The following is an 18887-nucleotide window of genomic DNA, read 5'->3' as shown; positions in this document are numbered from 1 at the left end:
GCACGAATGTCGAACTCACTTGCCGGACGGGGCGACTCGTTTGCCTGGAGGGGCGACTCGCGGTCAGGTGATGGGGCGGATGCGGGCGGAGTCGGCGGCGACGAGGGCGGCGTCGCCGGATTCTGTGGTCACGGCGACTGTGCGGGATGAAGGGGACCAGACCAAGCCGTCGGGGGATACCGGGCTGGGGAGGTCGGCGGAGCGGAGGAAGCGGCCGTTCTCCGTCTGGTGGAAGGAGATCCGGAGGCCGTCGACGACGGCGATGCGCCTGCCGTCGGGTGCGAGCCGGGCCTGTGAACCGGCAGGCAGCGACGGGACGAGCGGTTCCCACTTCTCGTCGCCGACCTTGAAGCGCACGATCCGTGCCTCATCGCCCCGGTAGTCCGTGGCGACCAGGCGCATCGAGTCGGGGAGCCAGCGCAGGTTGCGCCTGCCCGCGTCGGCGGGTTCGGCGGAGATCAGCCGGACGTGGTCGTCCTCGGTGACCGGCATCGTGTCGACCAGCAAGAGCTTGCGCGGCAGCCGAATCGCGATGTAGCGGCTGTTCGGGCTGACCGCCGCCTCCAGGACCGCGCCGCCGCGGTCGTACACGGCCTGTTCCTCGCCGACCAGCACGTTGCGGATGACCACGGTGAACAGCAGCCGGTGCCGGCGGTTGGCGCGGTAGACGATGCGGCCGGGGAGCACACCGAGCAGTTCGGTGTCGTAGTCGGCCGAGCCGAGCATCGGGGCCATGCCCGCGCCGACCCGCAGCAGCGACAGCTGGGCCGGTTTCCCGTGCTCGACAACGATTTTGCGGTCGCCGGGGAGGTACTTGGCGGCCCGCAGGTCGGTCACCGTCTCCAGGTTCCGGCGCACGCCTTTGGCATCGATCTCGACCAGGCGTGCCTGGTCGCCATCGGTCACCGAGATCAGCAACCGTTCGCGCTCGTCGACATCGAGCACCCGCATCCCCGACATGATCTCCACCCTGTCACAACACGGGTCATCCAAGGAATCCGAGGATCCCGTTCGCAATCCCTTCGGCGTAACGCTGCCTGCCCGCGGCGCTCGACAGCGTCGCGGCCTCGGCGGCGTCACGCATATTGCCGCATTCGACCAGCACGGTCGGCCGCTCGGTCAGGTTCAGCCCGGCGAGGTCGTCGCGTGCCGACAGCCCGTCCTTGCCCGCGTAGTTGGACGTCGGGAAACCGGCCGCGACCAGTTTGTCGCGCACCGCCCGGGCCAGCCGCAGCGACGGCTCGCCCTGCGCGGCGTTCAGCGGCGGCGACGAGTACGCCAGGTGGAACCCGTGTGCCCCGGCCGCGGTCGAGCCGTCGGCGTGCAGCGACACCACGGCCGCCGCGCCCGACTCGTTGCCGATGGCCGCGCGCCGGTCGACGCAGGGCCCGACCCCCGCGTTGTCGGCCCTGGTCATGACGACCTTGACCCCGCGCGCGGTGAGGATCTCGCGCAGCCGGACCGCCAGGTCCCAGGCGAACGCGTGCTCCGGGTAGCCGGTCTGGGTGGCCGTCCCGGTGGTGTTGCACGGCTTGGTCCGCCCGCGCCCGGCGGGCACCTGCCGGTTGATCTCGGCGGTGTGCGTGGCGTTGCCGCCGTTGTGGCCGGGGTCGATCACCACGACACGCCCGGTCGCGGGCGGCGCTTTCGCGGTGCTCGTCGTCGTCGCGGTCGGTGCAGGCGGCACGCTCGACGAAGTCGGGGGAGTAGTAGTCGCCGGCACCGTGGGCGGCGTGGTTGACGGGGAGGTCGAGGTCGTGGCCGCGAGCGTCTGGCCGACCGGCATGGCCTGCGGGCCGCCGCACGCGGACATCACCGCGGCGAGGGCGCAGGCGGCGGCAAGCGCGTTCGCGTGTCTTCTCAGCACCGCGCCCACGATGCCACAGGTGGGTGCCCTCTAAGCTGGTGGAGACACCGACGCAGACCGTCGGGTCGTTCCCGAACGAGAGGGGCCGCGGTGTTTCCCGGTGGCGGTGCGCCCGACATGCAGGCGATCATGCAGCAGGCACAGAAGATGCAGGAACAGCTGCTCAACGCGCAGCAGGAGCTGGCCGACGCCGAGGTCCAGGGCTCCGCGGGCGGCGGCCTGGTCACCGCGACGGTGTCCGGCGCGGGCGAGCTGAAGGCCTTGGAGATCGACCCGAAGGTGGTCGACCCGGATGACACCGAGACGCTGGCCGACCTGATCGTCGCCGCCGTGCGCGACGCGGGCGCCCAGGCGCAGAAGCTGGCCGAGACCAAGATGGGCCCGCTCGCGGGCGGACTGGGCGGCGGGCTCGGCCTGCCGGGTATGTGAGCGAGAGATGTACGAGGGCCCGGTCCAGGACCTGATCGACGAACTCGGCAGGCTGCCGGGGGTCGGGCCCAAGAGTGCGCAGCGGATCGCCTTCCACCTGCTCGGCGCCGAACCCGCCGACGTCACCCGGCTGCAGGAGGTCCTGCAGAAGGTGAAGGAGGGCGTCGTGTTCTGCGACGTCTGCGGCAACGTCTCGGCCGAGACGACGTGCCGCATCTGTTCCGACGCCCGCCGCGACCCGTCGGCGGTGTGTGTGGTCGAGGAGCCCAAGGACGTCCTCGCGATCGAGCGGACCCGCGAGTTCAAGGGCCGCTACCACGTTCTCGGCGGCGCTCTCGACCCGTTGTCCGGTGTCGGCCCGGAGCAGCTCCGCATCCGCCAGCTGCTCACGCGGATCGGGTCGGAGGAGATCACCGAGGTGATCCTGGCGATGGACCCGAACACCGAGGGCGAAGCGACCGCCACCTATCTGATCCGGATGCTGCGCGACTTCCCCGGCCTGACCGTCACCCGGTTGGCGTCGGGGCTGCCGATGGGTGGCGACCTGGAGTTCGCCGACGAGCTGACCCTGGGTCGCGCGATGTCCGGCCGCCGCACGGTGTGAGCCTCGCCGGCGACATCCTGACCGCGCCCGCCCGCCTGGGCGCTGTCCGGCTGGTCGCCGTGGACGGGCCGACGGGTGCGGGCAAGTCCACCCTCGCGGCCCGGCTGGCCGACGACCTGCGAACACGCAGCGTGGCCACGGCCGTGGTGCCGACTGATCACTTCGCCACCTGGGACGACCCGGTCGCCTGGTGGTCCCGGCTTGTCGAAGGCGTGCTGAACCCGCTCGAAAACGGCGTTCCCGGCACCTACCAGCGCACTGAATGGCCTGGTGGGGTGCCCTCTCCGGGCGCGTGGATCACCGTCGAGGTGCCCGATGTGCTCATCATCGAGGGTGTGTCCTCGGGCCGACGCTCCGTGCACCCCCGGCTCTCGCGGTTGATCTGGGTCGAGTCTGGCGATTTCGCGACCCGCCTGGAGCGCTCGGTGGCCCGCGACGGTGAGTCGAGCCGGGCCGAACTGGTGCGCTGGCAGGCATTCGAGTCCGGCTGGTTCGCCGTCGACGACACACGGGCGCGCGCTTGCGTGCGTGTCCGTTCCTGACCATTTGACGCAGTCGGGTGTCCGCTGAACGGACGAACGATCAAGAAACGTCACGCATCGTAGGCAAGCTGTCGCGTAACGGTGATTCTGCGTATACCAGTTGGCCGGATCGTGACCTGCCGTAGCTGAGGGAAGTAGTTATGAGCGGCTATGGTCGGCGACCACACGGTGAGATCCCGTGCACAGTTTTGAGCGGAAAACGAGGAGTGCGTGATGGCTTACCAGCGATCCGCGCGACTTAGCCGGCAGGCGCACACGCCTCGGCTCGTCGCGCAGTCGCCTCGGCACGGGCGGTTCGTCGGATGACGCCGCCGCTCGAAGTGACCGAGTCGACCGCTGAAGCGCCACCCGAGGTCATCCTTGTCGGGATGAGCAAGAAGGCGATCCAGGGCCGTTCGCTCAGCCAGATCGCGTGGCTGCGCCTCAAGCGCGACAAGATCGCCATCGCGGGCGCGTTCGTGATCATCGCGCTGATCCTCGCGGCTATCGCGGCGCTGGTCTTGGACCGTGTCTTCAACGTCATCGGTCCGAACGACTTCCATCAGGACCTGATCGACACCGAGGGCGGGACGCTCTCGCCCAAGGGCACGTTCGGCGGGATGAGCCTTGAGCACCCGCTGGGCATCGAGCCGGTCAACGGCCGCGACCTGCTGGCGCGCATCTTCGCCGGATCGTGGATCTCGCTGCTGATCGCGTTCCTCGCCACCGTGCTGTCGGTCCTGATCGGCACCGTCATGGGCGTGATGGCCGGGTTCTTCGGCGGCTGGATCGACACCATCATCAGCCGCTCGATGGACGTCTTCCTCGCGTTCCCGCTGCTGGTCTTCGCGATGGCGCTGGTCGGCGTCATGCCGGACACGATCTTCGGCCTCGGCTCGGAGACGGTCCGCATCGGCATGCTGACCTTCATCATCGGCTTCTTCAACTGGCCCTACATCGGGCGCATCGTCCGCGGCCAGACCCTGTCGCTGCGCGAGCGTGAGTTCGTCGACGCGGCCCGGAGCCTGGGCGCCCGCGGCCCGTACATCCTGTTCCGGGAACTGCTGCCCAACCTGGTCGCCCCGATCCTCGTGTACGCCACGCTGCTGATCCCGACCAACATCCTCTTCGAATCCGCGCTGTCTTTCCTCGGGGTCGGCATCAACGCGCCGACCGCGACCTGGGGCGGCATGCTTTCGGAGGCATCGCGCTTCTACACGATGCCGCACTTCATGCTCTGGCCCGGTCTGGCGATCTTCGTGACCGTGCTGGCCTTCAACCTGTTCGGAGACGGGCTGCGTGACGCCCTCGATCCGCGGGCTCGATAGGTGATTGGTTCCGGTAATCCCATTGCTCCGGGAAAGAAAGGGTGCAACCGCAAGATGAACAACAAGCGCTTGGTTACCGCGGTGGCCGCGGGTGCGGTTGTCGTCATGGGCCTCTCGGCCTGTGGTGGCAACGGCACCGGCGGCGACAAGAACGGCGGCGGTGGCACCGCCACCCCTGCCTTCAATGCGGCGCTCACTGAGACATTCAACCCTTCGGACAAGAAGGGGGGAATCGTCAAGATCGCCAATGCCGGCACGTGGGACTCCCTGGACCCGGGTGAGACCTACTACGGGTACTCCTGGAACTTCCTGCGGCTCTACGGCCGTTCGCTGCTGATGTTCAAGCCCGCCCCCGGCGGCGCGAGCAACGAGCTGGTCCCGGACCTCGCCGAGAGCCTGGGCGTGGCCAGCGAAGGCGGCAAGACCTGGACCTACAAGCTGCGTGAGGGCATCAAGTACGAGGACGGCACCACCGTGACCTCGAAGGATGTCAAGCACGCGGTGCTGCGGTCGACCGACAAGGAGACCTTCCCCAACGGTCCCGCGTACTTCGAGGGCTACCTCAACCTGCCCGAGGGCTACAAGGGCCCGTACAAGTCCAAGGGCATCGACACCACTTCGGCGATCGAGACGCCGGATGACCGCACGATCGTCTTCCACCTGAAGGCTCCCTTCGGTGGTTTCGACTACTTCGCGCACCTGCCGCAGACCGTTCCGGTCCCCGAGGCCAAGGACACCGGCGCGAAGTACCGCGAGAAGGTGCTCTCCACGGGCCCGTACAAGTTCGACAAGAACGAGATCGACAAGCAGTTCAACCTCGTTCGCAACCCGGAGTGGAAGCCGGAGACCGACCCGAACCGCAAGGCGCTGCCGGACGGCTACGAGGTCACGATGAACGTCAACGCCGACGACATCGACAACCGGGTCATCTCGGGCGACATCCACATCGACATCACGGGCACGGGCGTGCAGCCCGCGTCCCTGAGCCGCGTGCTCAGCGACCCGGCCCTCAAGGCGACCGCGGACAACCCGACGATCGCGCGTCTCTGGTACACCTCGGTCAACCCGACCGTCGCTCCGCTGGACAACAAGGAATGCCGTAAGGCCGTCCTGTACGCCGTGGACCGCACCGGCTACCAGACCGCGTACGGCGGCGCGTTCTCCGGTGGCGACATCGCGAGCACGCTGATGCCGCCGCAGATCCCCGGCGCCGAGAAGTTCGACCTCTACCCGGCGGGTGCTGACAACAAGGGTGACGTGGCCAAGGCCAAGGAGGCCCTGACGGCTTGCGGCCAGCCGAACGGCTTCGAGACCAACATCGCCTACCGTTCCGAGCGGCCGAAGGAGAAGGCCGCCGCGGAGTCCATGCAGCAGGCACTGGCCCGGGTCGGCATCAAGCTGACGCTGCGCCCGTTCCCGCAGGGTGACTACTTCTCGCAGTTCGCGGGCAACCCGCCGTACGTCGTGGCCAACAAGCTCGGCCTCGCGCTCAACGGTTGGGGCGCCGACTGGAACGACGGCTTCGGCTTCCTGTCGCAGATCGTCGACAGCCGCGTGATCCGTGAGACCGGTGGTTCGTCCAACACCTCCGTGCGCATCCCCGAGATCGACAAGATGCTCGATGAGGCCATCGGCGAGACCGACACGGCCAAGCGCGAGAAGATGTGGGGCGCCATCGACAAGCGCGTCATGGAGGAAGCGGTGATCCTCCCGGGCGTCCACAGCAAGAGCTTGATCCTGCGTGGCAAGGGACTGACCAACGTGTTCGTCTCCGACGCCTATGGCATGTACGACTACCTCGCCATGGGTCTCGCGTAACCACGTTCCCCATCGGTAACTCCACGATAGGCAGGTGAAGGCAGCAGGTGGCAGGTCCGGGTGACCCCCGGGCCTGCCACCGGTGCCGGCCACGGTGATCACATACATCTTCCGGCGGCTCTTCGCAGCGGTCGTTCTCCTCTTCATCGTGAGCGCGGTGACGTTCTCGATCTTCTTTGTCATGCCCAGGCTCGTCGGCGGCACCCCGGAAACCCTGGCCACCCGCTATGTGGGCCGGGCCGCGACCGCCGAGACCGTCAAGATCACCGCGGAGAAGCTCGGCTTCTACGACCCGGTGGTCGTCCAGTACGGCAACTGGGTCAAGGGCGTCGTCGTCGGCGCCGACTTCGACTACGGCGCCGGTGTCGAGCGCTGCCCCGCGCCGTGCCTCGGCTATTCCTTCCGCACCAAGCAGCCGGTCTGGCCCGAACTGCTCGACCGCGCACCGGTGACGATGTCGCTGGCCGCGGGCGCGGCGACGCTGTGGCTGATCGGCGGTGTCGCGGTGGGCACGCTCTCCGCGCTGCGCCGCGGCACGTTCTTCGACCGCACGGCCATGGGCATCGCCCTCGCCGGTGTGTCGCTCCCCATCTTCTTCACCGGGCTGATCTCGCTGACGTTCTTCAGCTATTCATTGGGCTGGACAGCGCCAGGAGGCGCGTACACACCGTTGCTGGAGAATCCGGCGGAGTGGGCGTACAACCTGCTCTTGCCCTGGATCACGCTCGCGTTCCTGTTCTCCGCCCAGTACGCGAGGCAGACCCGAGCGGGCATGCTCGACACGATGAACGAGGACTTCATCCGGACCGCGCGGGCGAAGGGTCTGCCCGAACGCACCGTGGTGGTCAAACACGGTCTGCGCGGCGCGCTCACCCCGATCCTCACGATCTTCGGCCTCGACGTCGGCCTGCTGCTCGGCGGCGCCGTCCTGACCGAGAGCGCGTTCTCACTGCAGGGCCTGGGCAAGTACGCCATCGAGGGCATCACCAACTACGACCTCCCCAAGGTCATGGGTGTCACGATGTTGGCGGCCTTCTTCGTCGTGGTCGCCAGCCTGGTCGTGGACCTCCTTTACGCCGTCGTCGACCCGAGGGTGCGCACCAAGTGAGTGAGTTTTCCGAAGACAGCCTCGACGGCGGCGCCGTGACCCGGCCCGAGCCGTCGACGAACCCGGACGCGTTCCTCGAGGTACGCGGCCTGCGGGTGCATTTCCCCACCGACGACGGTGTCGTCAAGTCGGTCGACGACCTGTCGTTCAGCGTCGCGCGCGGCAAGACCCTGGGAATCGTGGGCGAGTCCGGCTCGGGTAAGAGCGTGACCAGCCTGTCGGTCATGGGTCTGCACAAGGCGGGCACGGCCAAGATCACCGGTGAGATCCTGCTCGACGGCGAGAACCTCGTCGGCATGAGCGCGGAGAAGGTGCGCGCGCTACGGGGCAAGCGGATGGCGATGATCTTCCAGGATCCGCTGTCGGCGATGCACCCGTATTACACGGTGGGCAACCAGATCATCGAGGCCTACCGCGTGCACAACAAGGTCGCCAAGTCGGTGGCCCGCAAGCACGCGATCGACTTGCTCGACAAGGTCGGCATCCCCAACCCCAAGGGCCGGGTCGACGACTACCCGCACCAGTTCTCGGGCGGCATGCGGCAGCGCGCGATGATCGCGATGGCGCTGTCCTGCGACCCGGAGCTGTTGATCGCCGACGAGCCGACGACCGCGCTCGACGTGACGGTGCAGGCGCAGATCCTCGACCTGATCCGGGATCTGCAGCAGGAGTTCAACTCCGCGGTCATCATCATCACCCACGACCTCGGCGTGGTCGCCGAGCTGGCCGACGACATCATGGTGATGTACGCGGGCCGGGCCGTGGAGTACAGCACCGCCGAGGACATCTTCAACTCGCCGCAGCACCCGTACACGTGGGGTCTGCTCGGCTCGATGCCCAGGCTCGACCGTGACCGCACCGAGCGGCTGCTGCCGATCCCGGGCACGCCGCCGAGCTTGATCAACGTGCCGGACGGCTGCCCGTTCAACCCGCGCTGCGCCTACGCCAACCTCAACGGCGACCTCAGCATGACCGAGCGGCCCGAGTTCCGTGACATCGGCGGCGACCACCACATCGCTTGCCACCTTTCCGCCGAGAACCGGGTCCGCATCTGGGACACCGAGATCAGGCCGAAGCTGTGAGTATCGAAAACGGGGACGCCGTGAGCGCACAGACCGAAACCCAGCCCGTCGAGGCCGAGCGGACCGGCGAGGCGCTGCTGTCCGTCGAGGGACTGAAGAAGCACTTCCCGATCCGTAAGGGTTTGCTGCAGCGCCAGGTCGGCGCCGTGCAGGCGGTCGACGGCCTGACCTTCGACGTGATGAAGGGCGAGACCCTCTCGCTGGTCGGCGAGTCCGGCTGTGGCAAGACGACGACCGGCAGGCTGCTGACCAGGCTGCTGGAGCCGACCGCGGGCAAGGTCGTCTTCGACGGCAAGGACATCTCGCACCTGTCCGTCGGCAAGATGCGACCGCTGCGCCGCGACATCCAGATGATCTTCCAGGACCCGTACTCGTCGCTGAACCCGCGGCACACGGTCGGCACGATCGTCGGGGCGCCGTTCAAGCTGCAGAAAGTCAAGACCGAACACGGTGTCAAGCGCGCGGTGCAGGACTTGTTGGCACTGGTGGGTTTGAGCCCGGAGCACTACAACCGCTACCCGCACGAGTTCTCCGGCGGCCAGCGCCAGCGCATCGGCATCGCCCGCACGCTTGCCTTGCGCCCCAAGCTGATCGTCGCCGACGAGCCGGTCTCGGCGCTGGACGTGTCGATCCAGGCGCAGGTCGTCAACCTGCTGGAGGACCTGCAGACCGAGTTCGACCTGACGTACGTGATGATCGCGCACGACTTGTCGGTCGTGCGGCACGTGTCCGACCGGGTGGCGGTGATGTACCTCGGCAAGATCATGGAGATCGCGGACCGCACCGCGCTCTACGAGCGGCCGATGCACCCGTACACTGTGGCGCTGCTCTCGGCGGTGCCGATCCCGGACACCGCCCGGCGCGGCAACCGTGAGCGGATCAGGCTGCAGGGCGACGTCCCCAGCCCGGTCAACCCGCCGTCGGGCTGCCGTTTCCGCACCCGGTGCTGGAAGGCGCAGGAGATCTGCAAGCTGGAGGAGCCGCCGCTGGCGGAGTTGGCTCCCGGCCACCGCGCGGCGTGTCACTTCCCGGAGAACACGGACAAGCTGACCATCGATCCGACCGGTGCGTCGCGTTCCTGAGTAGACAGACCGAGAGCGGCCAGGGGTTTCCTGGCCGCTCTCGCTTATTCCCCGGTGGCCCCGTCGATGCGCTCGCGGAGAAAGTCAGCATGGCCGTTGTGCCGCGCGTATTCCTCGATCATGTGCGTGAGCACGTAGCGAAGCGAGAACTCCTCATCGCCGTGGCGTCCGAGCACATCGAGTGATTCGGCGCTGTCGACGATGGCCCGCGACCGGGCACACGCCTCATCCCAGACCTCGACCGCTTTTTCCGGATCAGCCTCGTCGACGTCGAACTCGGAGCGTTCCCCGTCTGCTCCGCGGCCCCAATAGCTCGGGACCTGCTCCCCGTTGATGACGTTGCGGAACCAGCTCCGCTCGACGTCGGCCAGGTGCCGGACCAGTCCGAGCAGCGATATCGCGGAAGGGGGAACGGCTTTCTCTTTGAGCTGTTCCCCGGTCAGGCCTGCGACCTTCATCGCGAGGGTTTGGCGCTGCCAGTCCAGGAACTGGGTCAGCGAAGCGCGTTCGTCTGCCACCCGCGAGGGTTCGGTTCTCTGCTGCTTGTCCACTCCGCGATCATTTCACCCCCGGTGCGGATCAGGGTGAACACTGGCTTGTATTACAAGGCGAACTTCTACGCGCTCGTCGACATGCGTTGGAGTCGCTCCACGCCCGATGAGGTTCCACTCCAACCCATCGAGGGCATGCGTTGACCACAGCGGACCAAGCAAGTCATCCACGGCGAGGGTGAGAACGGTCGATGGGCGCGTCGGGAAGCTTGTAGAGCCCATCTTCCTCGGCGACTCGCACCATCTCGTCGAGACCGGCGCCCCGTGCGCGCCTGGCGCGCTCTTGGTAGGCGAGCACGTCGGCAAGCCGCACCCGCCGATGCCGGGCGGGTTGATCGAACGGGATTTCGCCGGATTCCAGTAAACGCACCAAGGTTGGCCGGGACACGCCGAGCAGACGCGCGGCCTCGCTTGTCGTCAGGATCGTGTGCAACGGCGCGATGGTGATCGCGAACCCTTGAGACAACGCCTGAAGCACGTCCCTGAGCACGTCGTAGATCTCGGCGGGGACGTCGAGTCGGCTCCTCGTTCGCGCACCTGGAGAGTTGACAAATGATCACTGGCGGCGCGAACCGGTGGTGAAACGAGCAGGAAACGCGCCGGTCATCGATTGGCAGCACCCCTGCTGCTCAATGGGTGTCTGCTGTCCTTGGAGGCGCCATGCCCGACACCGACCCCTTCGCGGTCACCTTGCGGTTCAAGGACATCCACGGTTACCGGCGGGCCTACCGGATGGGCGGCAGCGGCCCGGTCCTGCTCTTCATCCACGGCATCAGCGACTCCTCGGAGACCTGGCGGGACGTGCTGCCCGACCTGGCCGAGCGCTACACCGTCATCGCGCCTGACCTGCTCGGTCACGGTGACTCCGACAAACCGCGGGCCGACTACGCCGCCGCGGCCTACGCCTGTGGGATGCGGGACCTGCTCGCCGTCCTCGACGTCGACACCGTGACCGTCGTCGGCCACTCGCTTGGCGCCGGGGTGGCGATGCAGTTCGCGTACCAGTTTCCCGAGCGCTGCGAGCGGTTGGTGCTGGTCAGCGGGGGTGGGGCGGGTCGGGCGGTGCACCCGCTGCTGCGCCTGGCCGCCGGGCCGTGGGCGGAGGCGGTGATCCCGCTGGCGGTGTCGCGCCCCGTCAACGCGATCGCCGACGGGATCCTGGCGGTGCTGCCCCGGCTGCCCGTGTCCAGCCACACCACCGACCTGACCTACGTCCTGCAGCGCTACCGGCTGCTGCGCGAACGCCGCGCGCGGGCCGCGTTCCTGCGGACCCTGCGGGCGGTGGTCGACCAGCGCGGCCAGGTGGTGACGATGCTCGACCGCAGCTACCTGGCCATCGGCATGCCGACGCTGTTGATCTGGGGCGCGCGGGACCGGATCGTCCCAGCCGCCCAAGCCGAGGTCGCCCAGGCCGCGCTGCCCGGCAGCAGGCTGGAGATGTTCCCCGACTCCGGCCACTTCCCGCACCACGACGACCCCGCGCGGTTCGTCAAGCTGATCGACGAGTTCCTGGAGGGCACCGACCCCGCCGAGTATGACCCGGCCCGGTGGCGGGAGATCCTGCGCGGCGGCCGTCCCGACTGACCCATTGCGGTTCCGAAGCGGATGCGTCGTTTGCCCGATGCGCCCGCGGTCACTGGGTTCCTAGCGTGAGTCCATGACCAGCATGCCGATGTTCGCCGGAATCGCCTCGACGGTGATCTTCGCGTCGAGCACGCTGCCGATGCTCCTCAAGGCCCACCGGACCAGGGACCTCGGCTCCTACAGCCTGGGCCACATGTTGCTCGCCAACCTCGGCAACCTGATTCACTCGCTCTACGTGTTCAGCCTGCCCGCCGGTCCGATCTGGGCGCTGCACGGCTTCTACACGGTCAGCACGGCGCTGATGCTGGTCTGGTTCGTGCGGTACACGAACCTACCTATTGCCCGCCGCCGGCAGATGGGTGTTCTGTCCGACGCGGCGGCCCCGCCCGGTCCATAGCGTTCGAAGCCCCCACTTCAGGAGGCGCGACATGACCACCCAACACATCGAGACCCTGATCATCGGAGCCGGCCAGGCCGGCCTATCCACCGGCTACCACCTGCGCGAACTCGGCCGCCCGTTCCTCATCGTGGACGGCAACGACCGGGTCGGCGACAACTGGCGCAGGCAGTGGGACACGCTGCGGCTCTACACACCCGCCAAGTACGACGGGCTGCCCGGCCTGCCCTTCCCGACGGACAGCTGGTCCTTCCCGCACAAGGACGAGGTCGCCGACTACCTCGAAAGCTACGCCCTGCATTGGGACCTGCCGGTGCGGATGAGCACCCGCATCGACCTCCTCGAAGCGCGCCCCGGCGGCGGGTACACCGTCTCGCTCGGCGCGGACACGATCACGTGCGACAACGTCGTCGTCGCGACCGGCACTTTCGGGCGCACGCCTTACGTTCCCGCCTTCGCCGGCGAGCTCGACCCGAGCATCCGGCAGCTGCACTCCAGCGAGTACCGCAGGCCAAGCCAGCTCCAACCCGGCAAGGTCCTCGTCGTCGGCGCCTCGCACTCGGGCACCGACATCGCCTACGAGGTGGCGCCCATCCACGAGACCGTCCTCTGTGGACGTGACTGCGGCCAGATCCCCATGCGCCTGGAGTCGCGCAAGTTCCGGGCGGCCTTCCCCACGATGCTGTTCGTCGCCCGGCACGTGCTCAACCGCCGCAACCCGATCGGCCGCAAGGTGATGGACGAGATCCGCGCCCACGGCGGCCCGATGCTGCGGGTGAAGCGCGCGGACCTCGAGGAACGCCATGTCGAGCGGGTGCTGTCCCGGGTGACCGGCGCGTACGGCGGCCTTCCCGTGCTCGACGACAAGCGGGTCGTCGACGCGGCGAACGTCGTCTGGTGCACCGGCTTCAAGCAGGTGTTCGACTGGATCAAGCTGCCGATCTTCGGGGAGAGCGGCTGGCCGACCGAGTTCCGCGGCGTCGTCGACGACGTGCCCGGGCTGTACTTCTGCGGCCTGGCCTTCCAGTACTCGTTCAGCTCCATGGTCCTGCCCGGCATCGGCCGCGACGCCGAGTACCTCGCCCGCCGGATCGCCGCCCGCGCGCCCGTCCCAGCCTGAAAAAAGGCAGGTCAGGGCCTATCCTTTGACCGAGGGTGATGCGTGATGAGCGTAGTCGACGACCTGGCGAGGGCCCGCGCGGCGTTCGAGCACCGCGAGTGGATGGCGGCCTACGAGGCGCTGTCCGAGGCGGACGACGCCGCGCTGACCGCCGACGACTTCGCCCAACTCGCCACCGCGGCCTACCTGGTCGGCAGGCCGAACGACTGCGTCCAGGCGATGCAGCGGGCCTACCAGGGACACGTGGACGCGGGGGACACCCTTGGTGCCGTGCGCTGCGGGTTCTGGCTCGCGATGGTCCTGCTCATGGGAGGCGAACCGGCGATCAGCGGTGGCTGGGTGAGCCGCTGCCAGCGCCTGCTCGACGACGTCCCTGGCGACGTCGTCGAGCGCGGCTACCTGCTGGTCCACTCGATGTTGCGGAGCGTCGTCACCCGCCAGTTCGAGTCCGCCCACCGGCTCGCGCTCGACGTCACCGACTACGGCCGCCGGTACCGCGACGCCGACCTGCTGGCCAACGGCCTCAACGCGCAGGGCAGGCTGCTGCTCTACTCGGGCCGCGTCCCCGAGGGCCTGGAGCTGCTCGACGAGGCGATGATCGGGATCTCCACCGGCGAGGTGTCGCCGGTCTTCGCCGGCCAGGTCTACTGCTCGATGATCGAGGCCTGCCAGGAGGTCAGCGACTACGGCCGCGCCGCCGAGTGGACCAGCGCGCTGACCTCGTGGATCGACGCGCAGCCGGGTCTGGTCATGTTCACCGGCCAGTGCGCGGTGCACCGCGGCCAGATCATGCGGGTCCGGGGCGCGTTCGCCGAGGCGGTCGAGGAGTTCGAGCTCGCCGTGCACCGCTACGTCACCGTCGAGTCCCCGGCCGCGGCGGGCCTGGCGATGGCCGAGTGCGGCGATGTCCTGCGGGTCCGCGGTGACTTCGCCGCCGCTGAGGAGGCCTACGACCGCGCGGCGGGTTACGGTATGAGCCGCAGCCCGGGCTCGCCCTGCTGTGGTCGGCGCGGGGTCGCAAACCGGCCGCCGTGGCCGCCGTGTGCCGGGTGCTCGCCGAACTGCACGACCCGGTGCACCGGTCGCATCTGCTTCCGGGGGGTGTGGAGGTGTTGCTGGACGCGGAAGAGGTCGACCGCGCCGACGAATTCAGCGTCGAACTCGCCGACATCGCGGGGTCGTTCCGCTGCCCCGCACTGCGTGCCATGGCCTGCTACGCGCGTGGCGCGGTCTTGCTCGCCCGAGCCGACCCCGCCGCGGCGTTGCCCGAACTGCGCATCGCCCGGCAGGAGTGGCAGCGGCTCAGCTCGCCGTACGAGCTGGCCCGGAGCCGGGTGCTCATCGGCCGCGCCCTGCGCGAACTGGCCGACGAGCAGTCCGCGACCACGGAGTTCGCCGCCGCCCGCCAGGTCTTCCACGACCTCGGGGCGCTCCCGGCCGAGCAGGAGGCCGCCCACCTGCTCGCCCCCGCCGCCCCGGGCGGCCTCACCGCGCGCGAGGTCGAGGTGTTGCGGCTGGTCGCGGCCGGACGCAGCAACCCGGAGATCGCCGCCCGGCTGGTCCTGAGCGAGAAGACCGTGGCCCGGCACCTGTCGAACATCTTCACCAAGCTCGACGTCACCTCCCGCACCGCCGCCGCCGCGTTCGCCTACGAGAACCGGCTCGTCTGACCGGATCGCTCTCCAAAGTGGACTCGGTTTGGTTAAAGCCTTCACATTGAGCTCTCGTGAGCCGGTAGCGTGCCGCCAGCCCGACACGCGATCCCGTGTGTGATTGGGGGCATCACCGAATTGAAGGTATTCATGAGCACCGACACGCCCGCGCCCGCTCCGTACGTTCCCGCGGAGGAGCCCGCGCCCAAGAAGAAGAGCATCGGCGTCAAGATCCTGACCTACATCGTCGGGGCGATCGTCGTGGCTGGACTCATCTACGGGTTCAACTACTTCTCCAGTGACGCGGCGCAGGCCAAGGCAGGCGAATGCGCGAGTGTCACCGGCACCACCGCCAAGCCCGAGTTCAAGGTCGTCGACTGTGGCGCCGCCGAGGCGAACTACACGATCGGCAAGGTTCTTGGCTCGACCACCGAGAAGTGCGGCGGCGGCTACGACGAGTACACCGAGAGCGCGCGCAGGGGTCCGGACTCGAAGCTCTGCCTGGTCCCGAACGTCGTCGAGGGCGCCTGCTACGAGGACCCCTCGACGTCCAAGGCCATGGGCATGGCGAAGACCGAGTGCAAGGCGGGCACCATCAAGGTCGTCAAGAAGGCCGAAGGCGTCGAGGACGAGAAGCTGTGCACGGAGTCGGCGCCGCTGACCTACCCCGAGCCGAAGCTGACCCTCTGCCTCGCGCCGGGCGAAGCCGCCTGACGCTCTGACAGACAAGAAGGTGCGCGTGCCGCTCGTCGGCACGCGCACCTTTCGTTTGTCCTATCGGTCAAGGTCCGACACGATCGGCGGATGTCGGGACTGGATCGGCCGGTGGTTGTCGCCGTGTGTGGGACCCCTGGGGCCGGAAAGACCACCGTCGCCCGCGCGACGGCGTGCCGGCTCGGTGTGCCGTTCCTGACCCGGGACGAGCTCAAGACCGGTCTGGGACTGTCTTCCGCTTCCGTCGCCGAGGACGGCGACGTTCGGTTCACGCCAGACTTCCATGTCGCGGGCGGTCCGGTGAGTCAGCGGGCTGAGGCGGTGATGGTCGACGCCGCGCGGCTGTTCGCTTCCGCGCGGATGAGCTTCGTCGTCGAGTCTTCCGTGTTGTCCCACAAGCTGCTGGACGCGCTGGTCGACGCCAGAGTGCTCGCTGTTCATGTCACCGCTCGCGAAGCGGTCATCGACGGACGCCTCCGCGCCCGGGCCGCCGCGGGCAGGCCTATCGACCAGCAACTCGCGTCCCAGTTCCAACGGGGCGAGATGCAGCCGTCGATCTTCAAGCCGCCAAACGGAATCGATGTGGTCGAAGTCGACACTTCGGATCACGAGAACCCGGACGTCGGCCCGATCGAGGCAGCGATCAGCGCCCTGCTTCGGTGACAGAAGGTGCGCGTGCCGCCGAAGCGGCACGCGCACCTGGTCCTACTTGTGCGCCCGGTTCACCGCGGACACCACGGCCCGCAGCGAAGCGGTGACGATGGAGCTGTCGATCGCCACGCCCCACAGCACCTGGTCGCCCACCGCGCACTCGACGTACGCCGCCGCGCGGGCGTCGTCGCCCGACGTCAGGGCGTGCTCGGAGTAGTCGAGCACCCGCACGTCGTAGCCGACGCTCGCCAGGCCGTCGACGAACGCCGCGATCGGGCCGTTGCCCGCGCCGGTGATCTCGTGGTCCTCGCCCTCGACGCCGACCGTCGCCGCGATCTCGTCGCGGCCCTCGCCGTCGTCGGCGATGCGGCTGCGGCGCAGGCGCAGCGGGGACACCCGGTCCAGATACTCGCCGGCGAAGACGTCCCACATCTCCTTCGGGCTGACCTCGCCACCCTCGCTGTCCGTGACAGCCTGGATGACCTGGGAGAACTCGATCTGCAGCCGGCGCGGCAGCTTGAGCTGGTGCTCGGTCTTCATCACGTAGGCCACGCCGCCCTTGCCGGACTGCGAGTTGACCCGGATGACCGCCTCGTACGACCGGCCGATGTCCTTCGGGTCGATCGGCAGGTACGGGACCTCCCACGGGTGGTCGTCGACCCCCACGCCCGCGGCGTCGGCGTCGGCGCGCATGGCGTCGAAGCCCTTGTTGATCGCGTCCTGGTGGCTGCCGGAGAACGCGGTGAAGACCAGGTCGCCGCCCCACGGGTGGCGCTCGGCGACCGGCAGCTGGTTGCAGTACTCGACCGTGCGGCGGATCTCGTCGATGTCGGAGAAGTCGATCTGCGGGTCGATGCCCTGGCTGAACAGGTTCATCCCCAGCGTGACCAGGTCGACGTTGCCGGTGCGCTCGCCGTTGCCGAACAGGCAGCCCTCGATCCGGTCGGCCCCGGCCAGGTAGCCCAGCTCTGCCGCCGCGACGCCGGTGCCCCGGTCGTTGTGCGGGTGCAGGCTCAGCACCAGCGAGTCCCGGTTGTCCAGGTTGCGGTGCATCCACTCGATCGAGTCGGCGTACACGTTGGGCGTGGCCATCTCGACGGTCGCGGGCAGGTTGACGATCATCGGCCGCTCGGGCGTCGGCTGCCAGATCCCGGCCACCGCGTTGCACACCTCGGCGGCGTAGGACAGCTCGGTGCCGGTGTAGGACTCTGGGGAGTACTCGAACCGGAAGTCGGTGTCGCCGTACTTCTCGGCGAAGGACAGCACGACCTCGGCGCCGTCGGTGGCGATCTTCTTGATGCCCTCGCGGTCCTGCCGGAACACCACGCGCCGCTGCAGGATCGACGTCGAGTTGTACAGGTGCACGATCGCGCTGTGCGCGCCCTCGACGGCCTCGAAGGTGCGCTCGATCAGCTCGGGCCGGGCCTGGGTGAGGACCTGGATGCGCACGTCGTCGGGGATCGCGCCCTCGGTGACGATCTCGCGGACGAAGTCGAAGTCGGTCTGGCTCGCCGCCGGGAAGCCGACCTCGATCTCCTTGTAGCCCATGCGCACCAGCAGGTCGAACATGCGGCGCTTGCGGGCGGGCGACATCGGGTCGATCAGCGCCTGGTTGCCGTCACGCAGGTCGACCGCGCACCACAGCGGCGCCTTGGTGATGCGTTTGGTGGGCCAGGTGCGGTCGGGTACGTCGATCGGCTCGACCAGCTCGGGGAACGGGCGGTACCGGTGGAACGGCATCGAGCTGCCGCGCTGCGGGTTCCACGCGGGCTGGCCGTCCGGGATGGGACGCGACGGCGTCCGGATCCGGCTGTTGGCGGAGGTGTAGGCGTCTGAACTGCTCATTGCGGGGGCTCCTGCTTGACGGTGTCGGGGACCGGCGGCGACGCCCGAACTCCGCGACGGGGAGCCGGCCTGATCAGGCCCCGTCGCGGCAGCGAAGCAGGAGGAGAGCGTGAGCCACGCACTCAGCGTAGCCACGGACCGGCCCGATATGGAAACCCGCGTCCACATGGTGGGCGATGACCTTGTTAGGCCATCTGGCCGAGTTTGCGAATCGGCAGGTCGGGGCACCCTTCGGGCATGACTACGCGCAGATGGTACGCAACACGAGGCACCGGCACCGCGGCCCGGATCGTGTCCGGCATCGGTGCACTGTTCGCCTTCATCATCCTCATCTACATCCTGTTGGTCATCTTCGGCGCGAACATGGCGAACGCGTTCTCCAGGTTCATCCAGTCCATGGCGGAGCCCCTCGCGCTGTTCTTCCCCGGCCTGTTCCCGATCGCCAACGCGACGCTGAACGTGATCGTGAACTACGGCCTCGCGGCGCTGTTCTGGATCGTCGTCACGGGCCTCATCGCGCGCGTCATCTCCTGA

General features: G+C 68.4%; 21 protein-coding genes. 15 read left to right on the top strand and 6 right to left on the bottom strand.

The annotated features are described in order from the left end of the window. Positions 1-63 precede the first annotated feature (63 nt). A complete protein-coding gene (locus tag ACUZ2Y_RS18490) occupies positions 64-960 on the bottom strand; it encodes a TolB family protein (RefSeq protein ID WP_476320503.1) in 897 nt (298 codons plus the stop codon). A 25-nt stretch (positions 961-985) separates the two neighbouring features. Continuing rightward, the gene (locus ACUZ2Y_RS18485) at positions 986-1867 is read right to left on the bottom strand and encodes an N-acetylmuramoyl-L-alanine amidase (protein ID WP_476320501.1); all 882 of its coding nucleotides are present in this window, start codon (positions 1865-1867) and stop codon (positions 986-988) included. Between the two features lie 117 nt (positions 1868-1984). On the opposite strand from ACUZ2Y_RS18485, the gene ACUZ2Y_RS18480 reads away from it, so the two are divergent. The 8 genes from ACUZ2Y_RS18480 to ACUZ2Y_RS18445 all read left to right on the top strand — a co-directional run bounded on the left by ACUZ2Y_RS18480 (position 1985) and on the right by ACUZ2Y_RS18445 (position 9839). Further along, the gene (locus ACUZ2Y_RS18480) at positions 1985-2296 is read left to right on the top strand and encodes a YbaB/EbfC family nucleoid-associated protein (RefSeq protein ID WP_228770092.1); all 312 of its coding nucleotides are present in this window, start codon (positions 1985-1987) and stop codon (positions 2294-2296) included. Positions 2297-2303: 7 nt separating this feature from the next. Next, positions 2304-2900 (top strand): recombination mediator RecR, encoded by a 597-nt coding sequence (gene recR, locus ACUZ2Y_RS18475; protein ID WP_091380237.1) that lies wholly within the window; start codon positions 2304-2306, stop codon positions 2898-2900. Beyond that, on the top strand, positions 2897-3442 hold the full coding sequence (locus ACUZ2Y_RS18470; RefSeq protein ID WP_476320497.1) for a uridine kinase family protein: 546 nt from the start codon (positions 2897-2899) through the stop codon (positions 3440-3442). Before recR ends, ACUZ2Y_RS18470 begins: the two co-directional genes overlap by 4 nt. 302 nt (positions 3443-3744) lie before the next feature. Then, complete coding sequence (locus ACUZ2Y_RS18465; RefSeq protein WP_476320495.1) at positions 3745-4749, top strand: ABC transporter permease; 1005 nt, start codon at positions 3745-3747, stop codon at positions 4747-4749. A 54-nt stretch (positions 4750-4803) separates the two neighbouring features. Then, the gene (locus ACUZ2Y_RS18460) at positions 4804-6567 is read left to right on the top strand and encodes an ABC transporter substrate-binding protein (RefSeq protein WP_476320493.1); all 1764 of its coding nucleotides are present in this window, start codon (positions 4804-4806) and stop codon (positions 6565-6567) included. Between the two features lie 94 nt (positions 6568-6661). Then, positions 6662-7675 carry an ABC transporter permease gene (locus tag ACUZ2Y_RS18455; RefSeq protein WP_476320491.1) on the top strand — a complete coding sequence of 338 codons (1014 nt, stop codon included), beginning with the start codon at positions 6662-6664 and terminating at the stop codon, positions 7673-7675. Next, entirely contained in the window at positions 7672-8757 is a 1086-nt protein-coding gene (locus tag ACUZ2Y_RS18450) for an ABC transporter ATP-binding protein (protein WP_476320488.1), read from the top strand. Before ACUZ2Y_RS18455 ends, ACUZ2Y_RS18450 begins: the two co-directional genes overlap by 4 nt. 20 nt (positions 8758-8777) lie before the next feature. Continuing rightward, positions 8778-9839 (top strand): ABC transporter ATP-binding protein, encoded by a 1062-nt coding sequence (locus tag ACUZ2Y_RS18445; RefSeq protein ID WP_476320486.1) that lies wholly within the window; start codon positions 8778-8780, stop codon positions 9837-9839. Positions 9840-9883: 44 nt separating this feature from the next. Here ACUZ2Y_RS18445 and ACUZ2Y_RS18440 read toward each other — a convergent pair whose 3' ends face one another. Together ACUZ2Y_RS18440 and ACUZ2Y_RS18435 are read right to left on the bottom strand one after the other, a co-directional pair. Further along, positions 9884-10357, bottom strand: coding sequence for a DinB family protein (locus tag ACUZ2Y_RS18440; protein WP_476320484.1), 474 nt, complete (start codon positions 10355-10357; stop codon positions 9884-9886). 196 nt (positions 10358-10553) lie between these two features. Beyond that, positions 10554-10880: a helix-turn-helix domain-containing protein gene (locus ACUZ2Y_RS18435; RefSeq protein ID WP_476320481.1), complete on the bottom strand. Its 327-nt coding sequence runs from the start codon at positions 10878-10880 to the stop codon at positions 10554-10556. A gap of 170 nt (positions 10881-11050) precedes the next feature. Here ACUZ2Y_RS18435 and ACUZ2Y_RS18430 point away from each other — a divergent pair, with 170 nt between their 5' ends. The 3 genes from ACUZ2Y_RS18430 to ACUZ2Y_RS18420 all read left to right on the top strand — a co-directional run bounded on the left by ACUZ2Y_RS18430 (position 11051) and on the right by ACUZ2Y_RS18420 (position 13491). Further along, positions 11051-11974, top strand: a complete 924-nt coding sequence (locus ACUZ2Y_RS18430; protein ID WP_476320479.1) for an alpha/beta fold hydrolase — start codon at positions 11051-11053, stop codon at positions 11972-11974. Between the two features lie 73 nt (positions 11975-12047). Continuing rightward, positions 12048-12371 carry a hypothetical protein gene (locus ACUZ2Y_RS18425; RefSeq protein WP_476320477.1) on the top strand — a complete coding sequence of 108 codons (324 nt, stop codon included), beginning with the start codon at positions 12048-12050 and terminating at the stop codon, positions 12369-12371. 31 nt (positions 12372-12402) lie between these two features. Further along, positions 12403-13491 (top strand): flavin-containing monooxygenase, encoded by a 1089-nt coding sequence (locus ACUZ2Y_RS18420; protein ID WP_476320475.1) that lies wholly within the window; start codon positions 12403-12405, stop codon positions 13489-13491. A gap of 18 nt (positions 13492-13509) precedes the next feature. Here the strand turns inward: ACUZ2Y_RS18420 and ACUZ2Y_RS18415 are convergent, their stop codons facing one another. Continuing rightward, positions 13510-14337, bottom strand: a complete 828-nt coding sequence (locus ACUZ2Y_RS18415) for a hypothetical protein (RefSeq protein WP_476320473.1) — start codon at positions 14335-14337, stop codon at positions 13510-13512. Positions 14338-14522: 185 nt separating this feature from the next. Between ACUZ2Y_RS18415 and ACUZ2Y_RS18410 the strand changes: the two genes are divergently transcribed. The 3 genes from ACUZ2Y_RS18410 to ACUZ2Y_RS18400 all read left to right on the top strand — a co-directional run bounded on the left by ACUZ2Y_RS18410 (position 14523) and on the right by ACUZ2Y_RS18400 (position 16520). Beyond that, the gene (locus ACUZ2Y_RS18410; protein WP_476320470.1) at positions 14523-15161 is read left to right on the top strand and encodes a helix-turn-helix transcriptional regulator; all 639 of its coding nucleotides are present in this window, start codon (positions 14523-14525) and stop codon (positions 15159-15161) included. Positions 15162-15293: 132 nt separating this feature from the next. Continuing rightward, positions 15294-15857: an LppU/SCO3897 family protein gene (locus tag ACUZ2Y_RS18405; protein WP_476320468.1), complete on the top strand. Its 564-nt coding sequence runs from the start codon at positions 15294-15296 to the stop codon at positions 15855-15857. Positions 15858-15947: 90 nt separating this feature from the next. Beyond that, positions 15948-16520 carry a P-loop nucleotide/nucleoside kinase family protein gene (locus tag ACUZ2Y_RS18400; RefSeq protein ID WP_476320465.1) on the top strand — a complete coding sequence of 191 codons (573 nt, stop codon included), beginning with the start codon at positions 15948-15950 and terminating at the stop codon, positions 16518-16520. Between the two features lie 42 nt (positions 16521-16562). Here the strand turns inward: ACUZ2Y_RS18400 and leuA are convergent, their stop codons facing one another. After that, complete coding sequence (gene leuA, locus ACUZ2Y_RS18395; RefSeq protein ID WP_476320463.1) at positions 16563-18353, bottom strand: 2-isopropylmalate synthase; 1791 nt, start codon at positions 18351-18353, stop codon at positions 16563-16565. Between the two features lie 237 nt (positions 18354-18590). On the opposite strand from leuA, the gene ACUZ2Y_RS18390 reads away from it, so the two are divergent. Continuing rightward, positions 18591-18887, top strand: a complete 297-nt coding sequence (locus ACUZ2Y_RS18390) for a hypothetical protein (RefSeq protein WP_476320461.1) — start codon at positions 18591-18593, stop codon at positions 18885-18887.

It is taken from the genome of Actinokineospora sp. UV203, from assembly GCF_056323665.1.
The sequence above is the reverse complement of the archived record's forward strand: the minus strand, read 5'-3'. Positions and strand labels throughout refer to the sequence as shown.

Coding starts and splice junctions, on each gene's coding strand:
- ACUZ2Y_RS18465 (WP_476320495.1), top strand. CDS start 3,745: ATGACGCCGCCGCTCGAAGTGACCGAGTCGACCGCTGAAGCGCCACCC.
- ACUZ2Y_RS18390 (WP_476320461.1), top strand. CDS start 18,591: ATGACTACGCGCAGATGGTACGCAACACGAGGCACCGGCACCGCGGCC.
- ACUZ2Y_RS18400 (WP_476320465.1), top strand. CDS start 15,948: ATGTCGGGACTGGATCGGCCGGTGGTTGTCGCCGTGTGTGGGACCCCT.
- recR (WP_091380237.1), top strand. CDS start 2,304: ATGTACGAGGGCCCGGTCCAGGACCTGATCGACGAACTCGGCAGGCTG.
- ACUZ2Y_RS18420 (WP_476320475.1), top strand. CDS start 12,403: ATGACCACCCAACACATCGAGACCCTGATCATCGGAGCCGGCCAGGCC.
- ACUZ2Y_RS18430 (WP_476320479.1), top strand. CDS start 11,051: ATGCCCGACACCGACCCCTTCGCGGTCACCTTGCGGTTCAAGGACATC.
- ACUZ2Y_RS18490 (WP_476320503.1), bottom strand. CDS start 960: ATGTCGGGGATGCGGGTGCTCGATGTCGACGAGCGCGAACGGTTGCTG.
- ACUZ2Y_RS18460 (WP_476320493.1), top strand. CDS start 4,804: ATGAACAACAAGCGCTTGGTTACCGCGGTGGCCGCGGGTGCGGTTGTC.
- ACUZ2Y_RS18480 (WP_228770092.1), top strand. CDS start 1,985: ATGCAGGCGATCATGCAGCAGGCACAGAAGATGCAGGAACAGCTGCTC.
- ACUZ2Y_RS18425 (WP_476320477.1), top strand. CDS start 12,048: ATGACCAGCATGCCGATGTTCGCCGGAATCGCCTCGACGGTGATCTTC.
- leuA (WP_476320463.1), bottom strand. CDS start 18,353: ATGAGCAGTTCAGACGCCTACACCTCCGCCAACAGCCGGATCCGGACG.
- ACUZ2Y_RS18405 (WP_476320468.1), top strand. CDS start 15,294: ATGAGCACCGACACGCCCGCGCCCGCTCCGTACGTTCCCGCGGAGGAG.